This window comes from Streptococcus sanguinis, from assembly GCF_020729725.1.
Lineage (GTDB): Bacteria > Bacillota > Bacilli > Lactobacillales > Streptococcaceae > Streptococcus > Streptococcus sanguinis_V.
On sequence record NZ_JAJEPA010000005.1, the window covers coordinates 571,637 to 592,020 of the forward strand.

Below are 20,384 nucleotides of genomic sequence, written 5' to 3' on the forward strand. Positions count from 1 at the left end.
ATATCCACACAGCCTCTGTCGGCTTATTCAATCCGCAGTACTTGACCGGGGTAAATCAAGTCTGGATTTTCAATTCCATTGATAGCCGCTAAGTGTTGATAGCTAGTACCATACATATCCGCAATGGCTGAAAGCGTATCGCCACTTTCAACTGTATAAGTGGTGCTGCTAGGTGCTTGCGAACTTCCAGTCACCTGCAAGACTTGTCCCGGATAAATCAAGTCAGGATTGGCAATCCCATTGATAGCTGCTAATTCCTGATAACTTGTCCCATAAAGAGCCGCAATAGCCGATAAAGTATCCCCTTCTTGAACCGTGTAAGCCCCAGTTGACGCTGGGGCTGTTGCTTGCTGTGGCACTTCTGGCCGAGGTTCTGGCACCTGTCCAGTATAAACAGAACGCAAATCTCGATACATATAATTGGAATCTACTCGGCCACTGATACCGCCAACAATTCCATCACTGGTAAACTGCCAGATATCTGTTGGAACAGTACAAGCAGCCACCTGCCATTGAGCTACCCAATTCGTATAGCGGGACAAGTCACCCATATTCTGGAACCAGTACAGGCTTGCATAGACACCAGCCCAGTAACCAGCGGCTTCTACATTGTCACAAAACAGTCGGCAAATAGCCGTAGAGGTTTCCCAGCTTACGCCCCCATTGTTAGCTTTCCATCCGTCCGCATCCTCCATATCAATATAAAGCGGCATAGAAGGATGGAATTGCCGGGCAAAGTTCAAAAAGGCATTGACCTCAGCTTGTGCTTCTCCCAAGTTTCGGGCATAGCTATAATGGTAAAAACCGTACGGAATGCCAACCCGCTCACATTCAGAAGCATTTCGCCGTGCACGCAGGTCTTCCGCAAAGCTACCCCAAGACGAACGAATAATCACAAAGTCAACATTGTTCTTCAACTGATCAAAATCAATAAAGCCATTGTGCTCACTGATATCTACTCCAAATAATGCCATCTTATTTTTCCTCCGATTTTAATTGTTTCAAAGTTTGTTTGAGTTTCTCTGGAACTGGCAGCCCAATCCGAGCCGCATTTTCTATAATACTGAGACCTTCATTAGACAGGTAATAGAAAATAATAGCGGTTCGGATGATGCCACCCTGTTTTAGAATATGGGTGTCAATAATCTGCCCCATGGCCACTAACATCAAGATGATGACTTTTTTAAAAAGCCCTCGAAAACCAACTTCACTGGAAAGTTTCTTCTCAACAATGGCTGCCATCAACCCACTGATATAATCAATAGATATGAAGACAATCAAGGCAAAAATAAAACCATCCCAATCGCCAAAAACACTTCCTAAAAGTCCTCCTACCGTAGTAAATAGGACTTTATTCGCAAAAACTAACTGCTTCATGATGCATTTTCCTTTCTATGCGGTTCACTCCAGTCGGGATTTCCCTTTTCATCAAATTGCATGATATAAAAGTTTTTATGGAATAACTCAGACAAATTCATGGTAGGGACTGTCGCTCCCCACTGAGTTAGAGCTCCCACTGTTTCGACTTCCATCAACTGACGTCGTCCTTCTTTAATCACAGGACGCTTTTGTACTTCTCGGTACATATAAAAATCCTCCCCCTCATTTTTGCAGCGAATGAATTCGCCATTCTCCCGCATATAGGTTAGAGCTGCAGCTAAATCAAAGGGTTCTGTGATTTTGCTGAGGTCCGGCAATAATTCTTTATTCTCCATCTTTGTTACCTCCGCGTGTTTCTTCTGGAGCTGTCACTTCTTCAAGAGCGGCTTCCAGTTCTTCTTTTTCCTTTTGGAGAGCTTGATAAGCCTCCTCTTTCTGAGTCAATTGAATGGCTAAGAGGTTCTTTGAAGTCATCTCATCAGCCAGTTTTCTGGTCAGCTCTTCAATGGTTAAACGAAGAGCCTGATTAATTTCTTCTTGGTTCATTTATTTCCTTTCTTATAAACGGCCAACTAAACTTCTGGTGTCCCACCAGCCAGGATAGCCCTCCCCATGGCTCCCACGATATTCATACAGCACTCCAATACTATTAGACATGCGTTGAAGAACCTCATGAAGGGATACATAATTTCCACTAGTATCCAGATAAAGCCAAACGTCCCCAACGTTAATGGTTGAGTCTCGTCTATCCTGTTTTCTACTTGGACGCAACTGAAGCTTACCTGTTGTTGTCATAACCCAGCCGTCTTTATTATCATAGGCAGAACTGGCAAAAGACAATTCATCCCCAACCACATCGAGCGAGTCAACATTAACCCCATTCCAAGCCCGAATACCTACAAAACCACCATCATTAGAGCTTTCACTGCCATAGCGATTAGACCCAATAACTGTCACACCAGCCCTCCCCTTACCGTCCACATTTCCTGTCGCAAACTTAATGAACTGGGTTGGATAACCAGCTAGAACTCGTTTCAATGCTGCTTGGTCTGTATAATACAAAATCTGACCCGCATTGAGACTGATTTCCATAGCTCGGTTAATGGCTGTTAGGATACCGCCTGATATCTTGTTCGCAGATAAAGTTACCGACTGAACCTGACTGATAAAGGCGTGCTTTGAAAAGAGTTTCTTAAGATAGGCTTCCGTCGCAGACAACTTGTTGAACAAGGCATCGTCCACTTTCAGTTTCTCAGCTGTCACTGCTTCTGCACTTAAGATAGCCGTTGTGACTGATCCTGATTCAAAGTTGGCTGTCTTTAACTTATCCACCATAGCAGACTTAATCACGGCATGGTCAATTAAAGTTTGCCCTGTGATATGAGTAAGTCTACCATGGATATGATTCACTCCATTCGCTAATAGATTCAAACTGTTTAAGACCGTCCCATTTGAAGTCAAATGCTGAACCGACCAACTATTCGCCAGCTGAGTTTGAACAGTTGATACCTTCTGGGTCAAATCCGTCACCTTGGTCACATAGGAAGAATCAGTCAACACAATCTGGGCCAGATTATGTTTAACGGTATCTTCTTTTGAACCAATGACGCGTGAGTACAGATTGATTGTTTCTTGAACCTTTTGAAAGTCACTGTTGTTGGTTTTGCCATTGACTGCCTGCATGATTTCTGAAAAGCGTCCCTCCACTGTTTGAGAATAAGAAGCAATCTTGGTTTCTGTGTATTGCCGGTCATCCTCTGGAGCTGGACTCGGTGTCGTCGCAATTGTCCCATCTTCCAATTGAGGGTCTCGAATGTAGAGAACATCACCAACTTGCCAACCATTTGAATAACAAACCCAGGACCAAAATTTCTCGAACTTCACGGTAAAGGGATGCACAAACCGATGCCAGTCAGTTTGAAGCGTCACTGTTGAAACACCGCCTGTCTCAAAACCAAAGCGAACCACAGTCGAACGACTAGCTTTCATGTCTGCCGCATAAACCATCTTCTTCCCCTGCCATTCCGTTCCTCTCATGTCAAAAATAGGCTTATGAAAACCACCATTCCCAGCTTTTGTGCAGGTAGCTTTGAGATGGTAGCCACTTTTAGCATTCGTATCTGGTAACCGTTCAAACTTCCATTCGGACACATTGGAAATGAGGGGCAACAAGCCATCAAAATCATAATGACGGATATAGTTTCGTCCCCCTATCTGCAGACTTTCAAAGCGACGATTCAAGCCTTTTACATCTTCAGAATAAACAGATTTTGCGACATAATCCTTAGCCACCTGCTCTCGAACAGCGCTAGCTCGGTTAGCTGTTTCTGTCCGTACATACTGTTCAAGCTGTTCTCTCCGTTCTCCATCTTTTAAAACATACCCCTGAACCTGTTGGAGGGTTGTTTCAAGGCCAGATAGAGTTTGTTTAACTTCTGTCTTACTGACAAAAGTCCCCATTTTCTGAAGAGTTTCTGTTTGAAAAGCCGTCAGTTCTGCTGTTGTTCGATTCGTCACTTCTTGGACTTTGTTCAGAGCTTGCTGAGTAGCTCCTGCCTTCCCTAAGGCTTCTTCTGACTTTTGGGAAATTGCTTGAAGCGTAGATTCCGTCGTTTTCGTAAAAGCAGTAAACGAACTCTGAATCTGATCACGAGTCTGAGCTGCAATTTCTTCTGCCTTTGCTTTGGCCTTTTCAATGCCGTCTAGTACCTTGCTCTCTTGCTTCTCAAAAGCAGCTTCAAAGGCCCGATTGGCATTTTCCAAGGCTCGTTCAATCATCAACTCTTGACTGCCTTGAGCTAGATTCAAAATGGAATGTGCTGCAGCTGTTAAATTTGAAGAACTGCCATGGCTACTTGCTTTTGCAGTATCATCAAAGGTTAATGAGACATATTCTTTAGCCAGCGCATCATATTCATAAGCCACAGTCTGCTTTAACAAATCTACATAATGCTTTCGGCTTTTTAGAGTGACCCAGTCTCCCAAGTGAACCGTTTGACCATCTAACTCATAGGCTTCTATCACAATGGCATCCTGCTCTCGGTCAATCTTATCATGATAGAATTTGCTCTCACCCCATTTTCGCAATTCCTCAAGGGTTTTGATATTATTATTCGTGAACTCTTTTTCGTTAATATAGGGATAAGCACTAAGCAAAGGACTGTCAACGGTCACGGTTAACGTTTTCTCTTCTTTAGCTCCTTCTGGCTTAAAGGTTGAATGAACATGGATACGGGTCACAACATTCTGGGAGCTTCTATTCCGTTTGTAGGATTTCAGATTCTGATGAGTCGTAATAATGACACCACGATTCTTTCCTCGATGCTCTTGAATAGAGAAGGAAAAATTATCTCGAGTCAGTTCCCCTTCCCAGGTTCCGACAATGGAATGAGCACCATCCAGCAAGACGTTATAAAGCGTAGTTGTCTCAGTCGTATTAAAATCCCTGCGTTTGGCAATATCACTAGTGAAAGAAAAAGGCCCAAGACTTGTCTTGGCTGCTTGGACCATATTAGATAAAGCCGTCATACAGCCGACTTGAGAATTTCCGATTGGCTTAATAGAATGCTGCAGGATGTCATCCGTGATGTGATAGCACAGTACCTCCACGTGGTCATCCATCTCAACTGGCTTCTTGATACGAAAAAGCTGTTCTCCCAATTCAGGGACAGGAGCCTTAATGAGTTTATCTACTTTCAATAGCCGATAAAGATGGCTGTCCGTTATAGGATACCTGAGGGTTAAGGTGAAATCTCCATTCAACGTTTCCTTTACCCTAGCAGATACCGCTTCATAAAGAGGGATACCGTTCCATTTAACGGTCTGTACTTCCTTATCCAATAAATAAAGCATTAAGCCCACCCCCAGACAATCTCAAAACGAATGGACTGAATCCCAGTCCCCAATACGACACCTACTGTTGTAGCTTTTGAAGGATCAATCATCAAAAAATCACCAGACCACTTGATTCTTTTTCCTGATGAGGTTCTAAAACTTGGTTTGGCAGGGTTGTTATCCATCACCAGTGTTTCACCAGACTCTATTTTCTCCAAACGAACAACCTGACTGCCAATCGTAAAACTGGTTTCAGTTGAGGTGTTTCCAACTATTGTCAATTTGGGAAAAGCCAAAGCCGAACCTTTCGTTCGCAGAGCACCATTTTGAGTGAACGACTGACTATCTGTATCTTTAAAGAACTTTGTGGGATGGCATTGGAAAGTCGCTTCCATCTCATAAACCTCATGCTTGTCCTTTATAACTTTTGAAACAAGGACCTTATAGCACCAGAGTTGGACTGTTTTCAACTGCTCACACTCCAACCAAAACTGTTCTTTAGAAAAGAGCGTCAAAAATTGAAAGAGTTGTTCTTCACTTGGTTTGACTACATAAATTTTAAAAGCCAACTCCATTACATTACGGTGCTTGTTAGTTTCCATTACAGCACCGCTGATTCCTCTATGTTCGAGGAGCTGTGTTTTACTATCCTTCATGACAATCGGTGGGCTGTTTTCTACAATCACCTTAAAGGGAAAAGAGGAGGTATGAACTCCATCAATCACTAATTCATTGTGTCGAATCATGTTCCCAATCCTTTCAATTGTTTTTGTCTGGCTAGTTCATCTGCCAGCCTTCCTGCCACATGTTCTGCCAAGCGCTCTAAGTCCGCTTCTTCCCTAATTACAACATCTGAAATTGTAATGGTAATCTGTGGCAGAGCATCCAAGGTAGAGGCAATCCCTCGGCCAATCTGACCCAATGTTTCTCTGTTTAAGGGAAGCACTGCTTCTCTGCCTGCCTCCCCTCCTGCTAAGAGGTTCGCACCATTTAATCCAAAGATGGTTGGCTTGGTTAATATCCCACCCTTGGCATACCATTCAATCCCGATTCGTGGAATATCTCCCTTTAGCCAATCAAGTGGGTTCGCCGACCCACTGACACTAAAATGAGGTAAGGGAATATGCGGCCAAGAGATATGGAAATTAAAGAGGTTCTTTATAGCATTGATGGCAGAGGAGACGGCATTCTTAGCTCCGTCAATCGCTCCAGAAATGGCATTTTTGATGCCATCCCAAATATTTCGAACAGTTGAGAAGATGCTATTTAGGACATTTGAGATGGTCTGCAAGATACCATTCCAAATATTGGATAGTGTGCTTGCAATCCCCTGAACAATCCCCGTTAGCGTAGATTGAATCGCATTCCAAATGGATGAAAATAAAGAAGAAAGAGCGGACAATATATTTGAAACACTGTCCTTGATACCGTTCCAGCTATTCACTATAAATTGCCAGATGGCATTAAGAATTGTGCCAATAATGGTCTGAATCGCTTCCCATACAGTCGACACAATTTGCTTAATAGTTTCCCAGGCACCTGACCAATCACCCGTAATCACCTGCATGATCAATGTGATAATGCTAAGAATAACATTTAGGACGGTTTCTATTATCGTCTTGATAATATCCCAAGCTGTTGTGACAACGAGTTTGATATTCTCCCAAACAGCTGATAGATAAGGGCCAATTAAATCCATGATGGTCGTGATTACCGTCGAAATGGCATTCCAGACTGTTGTTGCAGCATCTTGAATCAATTGGTGATTTTCCTGCCACCAAGAAACCAAGGTCCCCCAAATCTCCAGCACAAAGTCCACGACTTGCTGGACGATGAAAGAAATAGCTGAATAGATGGCATTCCAAGCTTCAGTAACAGCCGTTCTGAAAGCTTCATTATATTCCCACAGTTCCTTAATACCAATGACCAATAAGGCAACAACTGCTATCACCGCCAGTACAATCCCTACAATTGGAGCTGCCGCAGCTAACATCCCTCCAATCGTGGTTCCAAGTGCTAAAGCAGCAGCTTGTAAGGCCACAATAATGGGCAAGAGAACACCCGCAACTGTCACCAATCCACCCACAACCAGAATGAACTCCCGCACAGGTTCTGGAAGGCTCACGAACCATTCCGCAACACTTTTCAAAAGCGGAACAAGTTGTTGGAGAAACGGAGCTAGGGTTTCTGCAATCGCTCCTCCAACTTCGGCCATGGCCTCTTTAGCTGCATTTTGAGCTAAGGTGAACTGATCAATAGGGTCAAGCGTTGCTTCATAGGTGGAAGCAACCACTCCCTTTGCTTTTTCTGCGGTTCCTGCTAAATCATCAAAAGATAGAGCCCCCCGCTTAATGGCATCCACCATCCGTGGAGCAGCTTTAGTACCAAAGATACTGGATGCAAGCGTTAAGGCTTCCGTTTCACTAGTGCTGTTTCGGATTTGTTCGACCGTTTCTCTTAAGCCTTCACTCAGTGTCTTTCCTTTAGCTGCATAGTTGACTGCTGCTTTGGAGAGAGAAGAAAGAGCAACCGAAGAATCGACCCCACTTTTTTCAAACTGCCCCATAAGAGCCACACCCTCATCAAACGAAAGTCCTAAAGCCTTAATTTGTGGGGCACCTTGGATAGCTTTGGTCATCAAATCCTGAACACTGACTCCAGTCGCCTGGGCCGTATAAGTGACCGTATCTAAGACTCGATTTAAATCACTCGTCTCAAGTCCATAAGCTTCAATAGCTTGTTTTGCAGAAATGGCTGATTCCGTCACGTCCGAACCATTGATTTCTGCGTACTTAATCAAAGTCGCAGAAGCGTCCTTTAAGGCATCACCAGTCAACCCAAACTGGGTATTAAGCTCACCAACAGCACTGCCCACTGTTTGAAAGTCCGTTGGAATTTCAGTCGCAAGACCTTTTGCAATATCTGTCATCTCATCTAGCGCTTTTCCACTGGCACCGGTTTTGGTGACGATGATATCCATCCCTTCGTCCACTTCCCGAAAAGCTTCCAGTGTTGCTTTTCCGAAGTCAATCAGCTTCTGACTGATTTCGCTCAGTTTTTCACTGAAGTTGGCTAGAATCTCAGACCTTAATAGATTGTTAGTTTCTGCTAAGCTATGGTTGGCATTATCACTTGCCCCACTCATGCTGCTCATCTCATCTTGCAGATGATGATAAGCTGTCTTGGTTTCATTGAGTGACTTTTCTAGTTTATTGGCTTCAACAGAGTTCTCACCGTACTCAGCCTTGGTCAACTCTAACTGCCGCTCTAGATTGGCAATTTGTTTCTCGACAATCTCTGACTGAGTCACAACCTTTTTCTGGGCAAGAGCCAGCTTTTCAGATTCACTGGCATTGCGACCTAGCTGACTTTCTTGCAGCTTAAAGGAGGAAGCGACTTTCTCACTCTCTGAAGCCAGTTGATTTTGTTCCGCTCCCAAAGCTGCTAGTTTACTTTTATTGCTGGTGACACTGGAGCCATTTTGTTCCAAAGCTCGGTTAACACCCTCTAACTTATTCTCATAGCTTTTGAGAGTGTTCTGAGTGATTTCAACTTCTCTTTGAAAAGCCCGATACTGATCAGCTCCGATTTTCCCGCTTTGAAACTGCGCTTCTACCTGAGATTGGGCTTGACGCAGTGTCTCTAGCTTCTCTTTGGTTGTTTGAACTTGCTTGGCTAAAACCTCTTGTTTCTGAGTTAAGAGAGTGACATTGCCTGTATCAAATTTCAGTGCCTTATCAATTTGTTTCAGCTCTCGGCTTGCTTCTAAGGCTTCGTGGTTCACTCCTTTTAGGGCTTTTTGTAAGGGAAGGGTATCGCCACCAATTTCAATTGTAATTCCTTTAATGGTTCCAGCCATACCGTCACCTCCTTACCGCCACATCAAAAATTATCAAAGTCTGCCTGCGTAGCCTTGCGAGTTTTATCTTCCTTTTTGGTACGCACTTCCACATAGTCTGTCTGATAGTCCAAGGCCATGCCAATCGTTATCTCTTTTAAATCAGACATGGATAACCCCGTCTCTTTACAACAGTGAAGATAGGATTCTACCGTGAAGGTTTCGCTGCTCGCTTCTTCCGACGCATCGACTTTTTTCTGGTTGTCATCCCTTGATTTAACAATTCCATCAGAACCGGTCCTACTATTTGAATTGGAAATTCTTCTAAGCCCATAAAGAACTCTTCAAAAGGTTCAATAGATGGGTTAGCTGATTTGGCAAAGACCCAAAAGAGCCGGTGGAAAAAGGTTATATCAAAATCCGCCAACATGCTCATATCCACATCAGATGCAGATAAAGTTTTGCCTTCTTCTAGCTGTTCAGCTTTTTTTAGTATCGACTCCGCCTGCAACATTTGAAACAGGTCCTGAAAATAATCTTTTCCAAATTCTTTTTTATAGGCAATTGGTGTGTAAGCATTGGTCGCAAGCTCAATATTCTTACCTGATAACTGAATCGTTTTCCGCATGATTAACCTCCTGGCTTCACAGTTGGTTCATAGACTTTTGTGAACCAAGTCTTTTTGACATCTTCTGGGGTATCCTCTGTGGTCCTGCGACGGACGATTTTATCCAGTGGACGTGGACTGGCTTTGAATTTCAATTCTACTTCGTTGATGTCTGAGCCGCTCTTTGTTTTAGAAGCAACGGTTGGCCGGCTTGCATAACAATAATAGAGCACATGAAGCGTTTCTTTCTTATCCCCTTCAAATCGGAACATCAAAGCAAAGTTTTTCTTCTCACTGCTTGCAATTTCTGAGATGACTTTACTCTGGGCGTCGATAGTTTCTCCCAACACTCGGGTCAAAAATTCCTGTGTCAAAAGAGCCAGTTTCAGAGTTCCTTCATAGCCATCATTGGATTCTGTCGTATAAAAATTGATGTTGTCTGCTTTATAGGAACCCGAATCTCCTTGTGGCTCCAAGGTCAGCTCTGCAGCACCCCGAAGCCGTTCCACCGTTCCGTAGGTCAGCGCCCCATCATCTCCTTCTTTGGTTACTTCTGCCCAATGAACATCCTGCAAACCAAAGGTTACTTTATTTTTCTCCATCGGATTATTCCTTTCTATTGATTCAAATGATAAATAACCTGATACAGCTTTTCCGTATCTAGGTAGCTTTCTTCCTTGTCAAAAAAGAGAGAATGACTGTCGAATGCTATTTCTATTTTCTCCTCTAACCCAAGGTCCTTTTTATCAGTATAGAGTTCCAGTCTTACTTGACTTCCTTTGTGATAAGCCAAATTATCTGCTCCATAATTCTGAGAAGCAGGAAACCAATACACCAAAAAGGGAGGAGCCGGACTATGCCCCTCCTCAAAATGATGGTAAGCACATGGCAGACCTAGACTGCTTAAGAATGAAAACCACTCATCTTTCTTCATAACTTCTCCTTCAAGCGTTCTTCAAATTGGCGAATCATCTTTTCTTCAACTGGAGCAATATGCCGAATTCCTTCAACCCTGCCACCGCCTCGTTTGGCATGACCATTTTCAAGGAGGTGTGTCAGTCCTGGTGTTCGATTATGAATCGTTTTTGTCAGTGCTAAATTGGTTTCTTTCGTCGCAGTAGAGGTCCAGCCTCGAGCATATTTCCCCCGCTTTTTAGGAGAACCTTGCTTTAACTCATTGACGGCTTCCTGCGTGCTGTCTTCCACCACTGCTTTCACTGTTTCAGTAGACCTTTCCACATAATCCTCTAACTCCTTTTGAACAGCCCGAGCTAATTCAGATGGGTCAATGGTTGCCATATTGTACCTCCTCTGTTGCGTCTATTAAGATTATCTTCTGAGGATAAGTCAACGAATCAATGGCCTTGATATTATAAAGCTTCTCCGCAAAACGAAGACGAGTAATCTTGCTATCCAATTCTTGAATAGCAGGGTCGTAGCGCAGCGTAAAGCGTAACTGATGAATATTCTTGACCATTAATGAGGCAGTGCCTTCCGTTTCAAGAAGTACCTTGCAGGAACACCACCTGGAAAACAGTGGTTGCCACTGACTGCTTTCATTACCAATAGCATCTTGCACAATGACTCGTTTTTCAAAGAAAACTCGTTTGCTTAACGGGGCTATTTTCATCAGAATACATCCCTTCTGTGGGCAGAAAGAAGAGCCTTGAGGAGTTCTACCAGGCTTTCCTGCCCTCCTTCTTCCCGATGCTCATAAAGGTATGCTGTCCCAAACAAAACAATCGTCTGAAGGAAGTCGACTTCTTTTTCTTCCGTCACTTCCTCCAGATTCTTGCGTAGGATACCGGAACACAGCTCTTCACTGGCAGAAATCATGACTTGAATCAAGTGGTCATCCTCTGAGTGTTCGACTCTCAGATAGTTCTTTGCTTCCTCCAAACTAATCTTCATGAGAGACCTCATTTCATGGTCAAGACTTTAACCGCTTCATTCAGAATCAACTTACCATCCACGCGCTGACTAGCAAGGAAGCCAACTTGACCGCTTTCTGCGTAAAGCTCATTCAGACGCTTAAAGGAACGTCCTTGACGATCCGCAATCCAGTAGTAAGAAAAGTCACCGAAAGCCAATACTTTCTTACCTGTATCAATGGTTGGCACAAAGCTAGAGGTGAAATAAGGACGATTCAAAATCATATCTGGAACACCAGCTTGAACAGATGGCTGCCAGATATAGTTACCATTATTGTCCTTGAGTTTCCGTAAAGCTTTTACGGTGGAGTCGTTCAAAATCCATACTGCATTTTTCCGATAAGGTGATTTAAGCGAGTGATACAAATCCATGACATCGTCAAAGGTAATGGTCGCTCCACTGCTCGTAGCCCCTTCAGTGACCGTTTGGAAGATTCCGGTTGGCTTACCTGTCCCATCACCAATCAGAAAAGCTTCCTCTTCCTTGACACCAATCCGGCGGGCAAATTCATTAGCCATGTAGCTTTCCAAATCAAAGACGGAATCATAGAGCAGCTCATCAGAAATCTTAATGGCTGTTCCAACCTTATGAGAACCAAGCGTTACTTGACTAAAGGTATCTTCTGATTCCTTGAACTTAGAGTTCTCATCCATCCAAGTCGCTTCACCATTCCCTGAAACAACTGGAATCTTACGCTCTCCGCTTGAAGTCTGAATGACCGTTGCGAGACTCCGCATGAAGTTTTCTTCTTGAAGAGCTTGGATCAGGCGTTTCTCATATTCATCTGGAACCAAGTAACCGCCACGTGAGTCATCTCCAATACTGAGGGTATTTTCGATATCATAGAAGTTTTTCTTGCGGATATTGTTCCAAAAAGCTGTGTTGTAGGCTTTAGAGGACCGACCTCCTTTGGGATTTCCTCCGCCTACGGTTGGACTAGCAACAATCGCTTGACTAACCGGACTGGCTAGCTCCTTGTCCAGCGCTTCCTGCCGTTCCAAGCGTTCAATCTCTTTACCAAGACGAACAACCTCATCTTCCATTTCTTCATAACGAGCCGTATCTTCTGCAGAAACCAGCCCCTTATCATCCCGACAGGTATCCAGGAAGTTTTTTGCTTTCTCCCATACCTGTGCTCGTTTTTCTCTTAATTCTAGAATGTTTCCCATGATTCTTCCTTTCTTATTTCAAGAGTGACAGTCGTTTCTCTAACTGAGAAACTGGTGTTTTGGGCTGAGTTTTTTTATCAGCCAATTTTAAAAGCAGCTGGTTGGTCACAGCTGCTCGACTAAACATCATACTTTGAACCGTCCCCTCTTCATGAGGAGCCGGTTCATACAAAATAGAATCCGCAAATCCAAGCTCAAGAGCCTTCTTAGCATTAAACCAATACTCAGCATCCATCAAATGCGATAGCTGCACACGAGACAATCTGGTCTTGATTTCGTAGGCATTGAGAATAGATTCTTTGACTTCTGACAGCATGGCAATGGCTTTCTCCATTTCTTTGAAGTCTCCAATTGCGACGGTCATTGGATTGTGAATCATCATCATGGCTACCGGACTCATATTGACAGTGGTTCCTGCCATAGCAATGACACTGGCTGCCGAAGCTGCAATGCCATCAATATTAACGGTCACATCGTCTTTATAGTCCATCAACATATTGTAGATTTGAGCTGCCGCAAAGACATCACCACCCGGTGAATTAATCCATAAGGTCAATGGCCCGGTGCCACTCATGAGTTCATTCTTAAAAATTTGCGGAGTCACATCATCATCCACCCAGGATTCACTGGCAATCGTACCATTTAGATGCAGCACGCGCCCCGTTTCATCCTCGCTGAAATTCCAAAATTTATTCATGATTCTCTCCTTTATGGCTATCTTTCATAAATCCTCCTGCATCTTTCAACTTGGTCATATTCCCATTAATCAGATAAAGGTCGCCGCCTTCTTCTGGCGGGATAGGATTGAGCTCTTCTAGTTCCCGGATATCATTGGTCGAGAGCCAGCCGTTTTGCCTGCCAATCGCATAGCCGTTCATTCGACTTTGGTAGTCTCCACGAAGCAGGCCATCTACATTAAATTTAATGAAATGGGTCTTCTTCTCTTCCGGCAGCAGCAAACTTTTCTTAAGAGACTGTTCAAACCGAACGACCCAAGGGTCCAAGGTATACTTAACAAACTCAAGAGATTGTTGCTCAATATTAGAAAAACTGGACTTTTCTAAATCTCCTACCATGTGCGGTGGAATCCGAAAGAGACGCGCAATCTCATTGATTTGAAATTTGCGGGTTTCCAAGAACTGCGCTTCTTCAGGCGGAATGCCAATTTGCTTATAGCTCATCCCTTCTTCCAGGACAGCGACCTTATGAGCATTTCGTGTCCCCTGATAGACTGCATTCCAGGAATCTCGGACCTTTCCTGGGTCTTTTAAGATACCCGGGTGTTCGAGAACTCCCCCAGGGTTAGCCCCATTGCCAAAGAAACTAGCACCATACTCTTCACAAGCAAGTGTCATCCCGACTGCGTTCTTTGCCAGAGCAATCGGAGAATAGCCAATCAGACCGTCAAAGCCTAATCCCGGAATATGAAGCACTTCTTCTTGTGATAAAACAATGCTTCCCATCTCCTGAAAATTAGGATTGTCTTCCTCATAGCGGTTGTAGACATAGTAAAGCTTCCCCTTTTCACTGCGGTGAACGCTCATCTGATCTGGTAATAAAGGATACAATCCAATCACCTGACCGGAATGGTCACGCAGAATCTGAGCATAGGCATTCCCCCAGATTAATAGATGACTCATCAAGGTTTCTCGAAAGACAAAAGAAGTCATATCAGGATTTGGCTCGTCATGCAAAAGCGTATAAAGAACATGTTCTGTATCCTTTGCTTTTCCTCCTTCAGTGTATCGATACACATGAAGGGGCAAAGAAGCAATGGTCTCTGACAGAATCCTTACGCAGGCATAGACTGCTGTCGTTTGTAATGCGGTCCGTTCATTGACCGTTTTCCCACTCGTGGTTCGACCAAAGAGTAGCGAAAAGTCATTCCCTTCATACTTATTCTTGGGCTCTCCCCTTTGTCGTTTTAGACCTAATTGTTCCAGTATTCCCATACTCATCTCCTTTTTAGACACGAAAAAAGCACCTCGCTTGAGATGCTTCATAGTAACTATTCTAATAAAATCAAAAATATATGAGACTTTAAATTAGCTAAGGTCAAATTCTTTTCTCACTTCTTTTAGAGATGTAACTTTGCCTTGAATAATTTCCTGATGCCCAACTAAAATTTCTTTCATCAAATCTTCAAAAGCAATTTGATACTGTTGGCATAAATCTGAATTTCCTTGGAGATTATTTACTTGTGATTCAGCCATCTTTTCAACCTCACATAAATTTAATTTGTATATAGAGTACCATAAAAGATAAAGACTCTTCAACTAAAAGGATAAGATTCCTCTCTCATCATAAATACTGCCGTTATCCTTTTGATGTCGAATGCATCTGTCTAAGGCCATAATGGCTGCTACAATACCGTCAATCTTCTCTACAGACTTTTCCTTATCTGGTTTAATATTCCCAGCAGGGTCTTGCCTCATAACGACATTTTGGGCCATCCACTTCAGGACCGGATGACCTCCATGCTGGATTTTCCCTTCCATCATGAGTTTGTAGAATTCTTTAGAAGGTGGGCTCATATCCTTATAGCCCTGACCAAATGGAACCATTGTTAACCCCATGCCCTCCAGGTTCTGAACCATCTGTGTCGCATTCCAGCGGTCATAAGCAATTTCTCTGATGTGGTAGATAGTGGAGAGTTCTTCAATGAACCGCTCAATAAATCCGTAATGAACCACATTCCCTTCTGTGGTAAGAAGAAACCCCTGCTTTTCCCAGACATCATACAGCACATGGTCTCGTCTGGACCTAAGAACCAGTGTATCTTCAGGTAACCAAAAGAAAGGAAGAACCTGATAGTTTTCAGCTTCATGTCTAGGTGGAAATATCAGTACAAGAGCCGTAATATCTGAGGTGGAAGATAAATCCAGACCAGCATAGCAATCTCTGCCTTTTAAACTTTCTACATCAATCGGCTGACTCCCTTTGTCATAGACATGTTCCGGAATCCAAGTCACCGCTGAATTAGTCCAGATATTGAGTCGTAGCTGCTTGAATACATTTTCTTCTGCTGGGTTATCTAAGGCATTCAGATAAGCTTCCCGAACCCGGTCAATTCCAATTGTATGACCGAGTGAAGGATTAGCCTTTAACCAGTTTTCTTCATCATTCCAATCCTCTTCCTCTGATAGACCATAGACAACTGGGTAAAAGCTACTGTCTTTCTTCCGTCCTTTTAGAATTTCTAAGGCCTTGGTATGCAGTTCATAACAAATGGAGTTCTTGTCATTTCCTGCTGTCGTAATAATAAAAAAGAGCGGCTGCTCTCTGGCATCCCCACTTCCTTTGGTTAAAACATCATACAGATGACGATTGGGCTGGGCATGGATTTCATCAAAGACCAGACCCGATACATTGAGTCCATGTTTGGTCCCAGTTTCAGCTGACAACACTTGATAGAAGCCAGCATTAGAATAATTGATGATGCGTTTAGTAGCCCCCATGACTTTGGACCGTTTTTCTAAAGCCCTACTCATCAAAACCATTTGTTTGGCTACATCAAATACGATAGAGGCTTGATTTCGATCACAGGCCGCCCCATACACTTCGGCACTGGCTTCTCCGTCTGCGTATAAAAGATAAAGAGCTATCGCAGCAGCTAGTTCAGACTTCCCATTCTTTTTGGGAATCTCTACATAGGCCGTCAGAAACTGTCGATTCCCATCTTCCTTTACACTGCCAAAAAGGTCACGTACAATTTGTTCTTGCCATGGTAACAGTAAGAATTTCTGTCCCGCCCATCGTCCTTTGGTGTGGCAGAGATTCTGAATGAAGGTTACTGCCCGGTCTGCCTTCTTCTTATCATAACGAGAAGTTGGAAGCATGAAGGGAGAAGGAATATAGTGATACGTCATAAGCGCCCTCCTAGTAAATCTTCCATTTCATCTCCTGAACCCACTTCAGAATCCATTGAAGCCAGCCGTGTTCTGGCAGATGGCGTTAAGCCAAACTGTTCACAGAACTTGAGCATGATTTTAAGATTGGTCTGAGAAATAGAAACTTGTGGCACTTGTTGGAGATAGCCATTTGGAGTTTTAATGATAGAGCCATGTTTTGAAAGAAACTCTTCTGCTTCCTTCCAGCGGGCATAAGCTTGGCAGTAACCCGCAAAAGCCGTCATATCCATATCGGTTAAAAGTCCCAATCCTTCTAGAATTTTTCCCATACGCTTCCATTCTTTCTTGGCATCTTCTTCAAGCCAGGAAGGGCATCTAGGTGCTTTCTTCTTTGGCTGAATTTCATTCTTTGGAAGTGGGCGCTTGCCTGGATTACCTTCTAAAATTTTCAAACTAGTTGGTTTGGGCTTTCTGCCCTTTTGTGCCATGCCCTCACCTCCTTCAGTCCACAAGAAAAAGCCCGGAGGCTTTATTTCTTATGAATCGATTTTCTCGACTTCATCAATACCGTGTAACACATGAAGTTGCCGTCCATTGTCCCATTGAACTATCAAGGAACCAATATCGTCCACATCTTCCACCGTTCCCAACATACCAACTGGCACTGGATTCGGGTCTTCCATTTTTAAGAGTCGAACCCTCGTTCCAGCAGGATAGCGCCTTTTCAGTAAGTCTACAAACTTTTTATTCATCTTTATTTTCCTTCCATCGTCTAAGTGAAAGATACTTCTTCCCAAATACGATTGGTGTCTTCGACAATCAGCTGCAATTCCATATCAGCCATTTTTCCAATCGTATCGGCTTCTTGAATGGAGGTCAGTAAGTTCTGAACCTGGGTAGCATCTTCCTGTTCCACACTGTCCAACTCTCGTTCTTGAGCCAAGGTTATAAATCCTTTGGATAAGAGGGCTAAACGATTGCGAGCTTGTTCCAACATTAGATTAGCTTCTGCATTTGAATAAAGCATCATATCTTTCTCCTTTGGGGTTCAATTTGTTCAATGGTATAATACCTCTAGTCTGCATATTTATCCAGTTATTAGTAGTCATTATCAGAATATTTTTTGACCCCAAAGAGTGGATTCTACAATCAATTGTTCAATCGTTTGATTTAGATATTTCAATTCCAGATAACCAAATTGTTTTGTCTTCAACCCTCTCCCAATAACCTCAAGCAGTTCCTGAAGTTGTTTTTGTGAGATTTCTGATGTCGGCTGAAATGACTCTAATTGAACGGCTATATTTTCAATGTATCGCTTGGTTTCTGATTCCGGAAAACTATTCCTCATAGCTCTCCTTCACCGCATCTAAAATGGCTTTCCCGATTGTAAATACAACCGTCACTGTCACACCGTTACCCGCTTGTTTATATAGCTGTGCATCTGAATTTACAGCACGCGCTTTTTCAAACAATTCATCAGGAAATCCTTGAAGCCTGAAACACTCTTTAGGAGTCAATCTACGAATCTTAACTGTTTTTCCTCTCCAGACAACTGCTCCCATTTGTCCTCCACAGGACAGGTTATGGGCCACCCCTTTCCCGACTCGTGCCCTTCTTGTTCTGGATCCTGGATAAGATAAATCAACAGAATCTCCAACGTTCGCAACTTGATAACCCTTCTTCGTACCATTGCGAACCTTTATCCCCTCTTGCTCAGCAACTTCTAAAACAGCTGTATTCATGGCCGTTCTTTTTGTTGTCCCTGACGTATAGCGAGCAGTGATGCACCGAGCTGTATTCGTTACCTTAGCAGCTGTTAAAGATTGGTCAATCATATAAAGTCCTGTTTTAGCTCCTACTCCACCACCCTCACCAACAAGAGTCGTTGAAATACCAGAAGTATCATAAACTCTGTAACTTTGCATGCCTCCTATAAGCTGCTTAAGATGGTTGCTGCTTTCTCTGCGGACAGGTAATACTTGTCGTCTACCTCTGCTTCTAAGATGTCCGAGAGTATAGACCCGTTCTCTGTTTTGTGCGACTCCGTAATCTTTGGAATTAAAAATCTGCCATTCGAGGTCATACCCTGCTTGTTCCAGACTAAAGAGATAGTCGAGATAATCTCGTCCCCCGCCACTTGATAAAAGTCCCTTAACATTTTCAAGGAGTATCCACTCGGGTTTATCCTTTTCTTCCTGGCTTTCGAGCAAAGCAACAAATCTAAAAAAGAGTCCACTTCGCTCACCGTATAATCCAGCTCGCTTTCCTGCGATAGACAGATTTTGACAAGGGCTTCCCGCACACCATAAATCTGCTTTTGGTAGTTGTGCAGGGTTAATGGTTGTGATATCGTCATGAAACCATTCTCCTTTCGTTTCATACATCGCTTCATAAGATTTTCTAGCAAACTTATCTTTTTCGCAATAACCAATACATTTCATCCCAGCTAATTCTAATCCACAGCGAAAACCACCAATTCCTGCAAAGAAATCCAGAAAAGTAATCGTCATTGTACTTCCTCCATTTCATTCACAGCTTCTTCAAAAGATAAAGTTCTGCCTTCACGGATTACTTTCACGTCCACCTTTTCTGTGGCTTCCATATAGCGTTTGACAATAACATCCACAAACTTTTCATCCAGTTCAATACCATAACAAATTCGACCGGTCTGATCAGCCGCAATTAAGGTAGAACCACTTCCTAAGAATGGGTCTAGGACAAGCGTTCCTCGCATGGAAGAATTCTGAATCGGATAAGCCATAAGCTGAACGGGTTTCATGGTTGGATGCTCTTTGCTGGATTTTGGACGGTCATATTCCCAAATGGTCGTCTGCTTTCTATCAGAAAACCATTGGTGTTTTCCTTTTTGTTTCCAGCCATAGAGCACTGGTTCATGTTGCCACTGGTAGGGACTTCTGCCTAATACCAGAGCATTCTTTTTCCAAACGCAACAACCACTCAGATAAAAGCCAGCATCCTTAAAGGCCTTTCTGAAATTCAGCCCTTCTGTATCCGCATGAAAAACATAGATGGAAGCATCCTCCTCCATGGACTGTTCTACATTCACAAACATAGAAAAGAGAAATTGGTAAAATTCCGCATCGGACATGTCATCATTTTTGATTTTACCCGCTGTTTCTTCCACATTAACATTGTAAGGTGGGTCAGTCACAACGAGGTTGGCTTTCTTATCTTCCAGAAGAAGCTGATAGGTTACCGGCTTTGTAGAATCCCCACAAATCACCCGGTGTTTTCCAAGATGCCAAATATCTCCTTGTTTCGAGATAGTCGGTTTTGTCAGCTCCGCATCTACATCAAAATCATCCTCTTTCACTTCCTTATTGTGGACTTTAGAAAAAAGCTGATCGATTTCTGGAGCTTCAAATCCAGTTAGGTCTAAGTTAAAATCCGCATCCTGCAAGTCCACCATCAAGTCAGCCAAAAGTTCTTCATTCCACGCGCCTGTGATTTTGTTTAAAGCGACATTCAGAGCCTTAACCTTATTCTCATCATCAATCCCAACCTGAACACATTGAACTTCTTTATAGCCCAAGTCAGATAAGACGGTCAGTCGTTGATGACCTCCAATTACAGTGCCATCGTAATTGACAATAATCGGGTCAACGTATCCGAACTCCACAATGGATTTCTTGATTTTTTCGTATTCCTTATCGCCCTTCTTGAGTTTCTTTCGTGGGTTATAAGTCGCTGGCTTTAAAGAGTCAATGGGTAATGTTACCCACATCATATCTTGTGTGACTTTCATACTACCT

General features: G+C 43.2%; 24 protein-coding genes and 1 pseudogene. All 25 read right to left on the bottom strand.

Going from position 1 to position 20,384, the window contains the following annotated elements; genetic code table 11:
* Positions 1-23: 23 nt before the first annotated feature.
* Entirely contained in the window at positions 24-974 is a 951-nt protein-coding gene (locus tag K4I03_RS02765) for a LysM peptidoglycan-binding domain-containing protein (RefSeq protein WP_227963656.1), read from the bottom strand.
* Position 975: 1 nt separating this feature from the next.
* Positions 976-1,377: a phage holin family protein gene (locus tag K4I03_RS02770; protein WP_227963657.1), complete on the bottom strand. Its 402-nt coding sequence runs from the start codon at positions 1,375-1,377 to the stop codon at positions 976-978.
* Positions 1,374-1,715, bottom strand: coding sequence for a hypothetical protein (locus K4I03_RS02775; protein WP_227963658.1), 342 nt, complete (start codon positions 1,713-1,715; stop codon positions 1,374-1,376). Before K4I03_RS02775 ends, K4I03_RS02770 begins: the two co-directional genes overlap by 4 nt.
* On the bottom strand, positions 1,705-1,926 hold the full coding sequence (locus K4I03_RS02780) for a hypothetical protein (protein WP_227963659.1): 222 nt from the start codon (positions 1,924-1,926) through the stop codon (positions 1,705-1,707). Before K4I03_RS02780 ends, K4I03_RS02775 begins: the two co-directional genes overlap by 11 nt.
* A gap of 12 nt (positions 1,927-1,938) precedes the next feature.
* On the bottom strand, positions 1,939-5,232 hold the full coding sequence (locus K4I03_RS02785) for a phage tail spike protein (protein WP_227963660.1): 3,294 nt from the start codon (positions 5,230-5,232) through the stop codon (positions 1,939-1,941).
* Positions 5,232-5,960 (bottom strand): phage tail protein, encoded by a 729-nt coding sequence (locus tag K4I03_RS02790; protein WP_227963661.1) that lies wholly within the window; start codon positions 5,958-5,960, stop codon positions 5,232-5,234. The genes K4I03_RS02785 and K4I03_RS02790 overlap by 1 nt, the downstream gene beginning before the upstream one ends.
* Positions 5,957-9,073, bottom strand: coding sequence for a phage tail tape measure protein (locus K4I03_RS02795; RefSeq protein ID WP_227963662.1), 3,117 nt, complete (start codon positions 9,071-9,073; stop codon positions 5,957-5,959). The genes K4I03_RS02790 and K4I03_RS02795 overlap by 4 nt, the downstream gene beginning before the upstream one ends.
* A gap of 23 nt (positions 9,074-9,096) precedes the next feature.
* On the bottom strand, positions 9,097-9,222 hold the full coding sequence (locus K4I03_RS12545) for a hypothetical protein (protein ID WP_048800147.1): 126 nt from the start codon (positions 9,220-9,222) through the stop codon (positions 9,097-9,099).
* A gap of 38 nt (positions 9,223-9,260) precedes the next feature.
* Complete coding sequence (locus tag K4I03_RS02800; RefSeq protein WP_227963663.1) at positions 9,261-9,680, bottom strand: hypothetical protein; 420 nt, start codon at positions 9,678-9,680, stop codon at positions 9,261-9,263.
* A 2-nt stretch (positions 9,681-9,682) separates the two neighbouring features.
* Positions 9,683-10,261: a major tail protein gene (locus K4I03_RS02805; RefSeq protein WP_101771492.1), complete on the bottom strand. Its 579-nt coding sequence runs from the start codon at positions 10,259-10,261 to the stop codon at positions 9,683-9,685.
* Between the two features lie 14 nt (positions 10,262-10,275).
* Entirely contained in the window at positions 10,276-10,593 is a 318-nt protein-coding gene (locus tag K4I03_RS02810) for a hypothetical protein (protein ID WP_227963664.1), read from the bottom strand.
* Positions 10,590-10,958, bottom strand: coding sequence for an HK97 gp10 family phage protein (locus K4I03_RS02815; protein WP_227963665.1), 369 nt, complete (start codon positions 10,956-10,958; stop codon positions 10,590-10,592). Before K4I03_RS02815 ends, K4I03_RS02810 begins: the two co-directional genes overlap by 4 nt.
* A complete protein-coding gene (locus tag K4I03_RS02820) occupies positions 10,945-11,289 on the bottom strand; it encodes a head-tail adaptor protein (RefSeq protein WP_227963666.1) in 345 nt (114 codons plus the stop codon). Before K4I03_RS02820 ends, K4I03_RS02815 begins: the two co-directional genes overlap by 14 nt.
* On the bottom strand, positions 11,289-11,570 hold the full coding sequence (locus K4I03_RS02825; protein WP_227963667.1) for a head-tail connector protein: 282 nt from the start codon (positions 11,568-11,570) through the stop codon (positions 11,289-11,291). Before K4I03_RS02825 ends, K4I03_RS02820 begins: the two co-directional genes overlap by 1 nt.
* Positions 11,571-11,578: 8 nt before the next feature.
* Positions 11,579-12,760, bottom strand: a complete 1,182-nt coding sequence (locus K4I03_RS02830) for a phage major capsid protein (RefSeq protein WP_112384675.1) — start codon at positions 12,758-12,760, stop codon at positions 11,579-11,581.
* Positions 12,761-12,773: 13 nt separating this feature from the next.
* On the bottom strand, positions 12,774-13,457 hold the full coding sequence (locus K4I03_RS02835; RefSeq protein ID WP_227963668.1) for a head maturation protease, ClpP-related: 684 nt from the start codon (positions 13,455-13,457) through the stop codon (positions 12,774-12,776).
* Positions 13,450-14,712 carry a phage portal protein gene (locus K4I03_RS02840; protein ID WP_227963669.1) on the bottom strand — a complete coding sequence of 421 codons (1,263 nt, stop codon included), beginning with the start codon at positions 14,710-14,712 and terminating at the stop codon, positions 13,450-13,452. Before K4I03_RS02840 ends, K4I03_RS02835 begins: the two co-directional genes overlap by 8 nt.
* 93 nt (positions 14,713-14,805) lie before the next feature.
* A pseudogene (locus tag K4I03_RS02845) lies at positions 14,806-14,937 on the bottom strand (antitoxin); the annotation flags it as partial.
* A gap of 99 nt (positions 14,938-15,036) precedes the next feature.
* Entirely contained in the window at positions 15,037-16,629 is a 1,593-nt protein-coding gene (locus K4I03_RS02850) for a terminase large subunit (protein WP_227963670.1), read from the bottom strand.
* Complete coding sequence (locus K4I03_RS02855) at positions 16,626-17,099, bottom strand: phage terminase small subunit P27 family (RefSeq protein WP_032913607.1); 474 nt, start codon at positions 17,097-17,099, stop codon at positions 16,626-16,628. The genes K4I03_RS02850 and K4I03_RS02855 overlap by 4 nt, the downstream gene beginning before the upstream one ends.
* A gap of 48 nt (positions 17,100-17,147) precedes the next feature.
* On the bottom strand, positions 17,148-17,363 hold the full coding sequence (locus tag K4I03_RS02860) for a DUF4314 domain-containing protein (RefSeq protein ID WP_227963671.1): 216 nt from the start codon (positions 17,361-17,363) through the stop codon (positions 17,148-17,150).
* 20 nt (positions 17,364-17,383) lie between these two features.
* Positions 17,384-17,641 carry a hypothetical protein gene (locus K4I03_RS02865; RefSeq protein WP_227963672.1) on the bottom strand — a complete coding sequence of 86 codons (258 nt, stop codon included), beginning with the start codon at positions 17,639-17,641 and terminating at the stop codon, positions 17,384-17,386.
* Positions 17,642-17,722: 81 nt separating this feature from the next.
* Complete coding sequence (locus K4I03_RS02870; protein ID WP_227963673.1) at positions 17,723-17,959, bottom strand: hypothetical protein; 237 nt, start codon at positions 17,957-17,959, stop codon at positions 17,723-17,725.
* Positions 17,949-19,121, bottom strand: coding sequence for a DNA cytosine methyltransferase (locus K4I03_RS02875; RefSeq protein ID WP_227963674.1), 1,173 nt, complete (start codon positions 19,119-19,121; stop codon positions 17,949-17,951). Before K4I03_RS02875 ends, K4I03_RS02870 begins: the two co-directional genes overlap by 11 nt.
* Positions 19,118-20,377: a site-specific DNA-methyltransferase gene (locus tag K4I03_RS02880; protein WP_227963675.1), complete on the bottom strand. Its 1,260-nt coding sequence runs from the start codon at positions 20,375-20,377 to the stop codon at positions 19,118-19,120. The genes K4I03_RS02875 and K4I03_RS02880 overlap by 4 nt, the downstream gene beginning before the upstream one ends.
* Between the last annotated feature and the right edge of the window lie 7 nt (positions 20,378-20,384).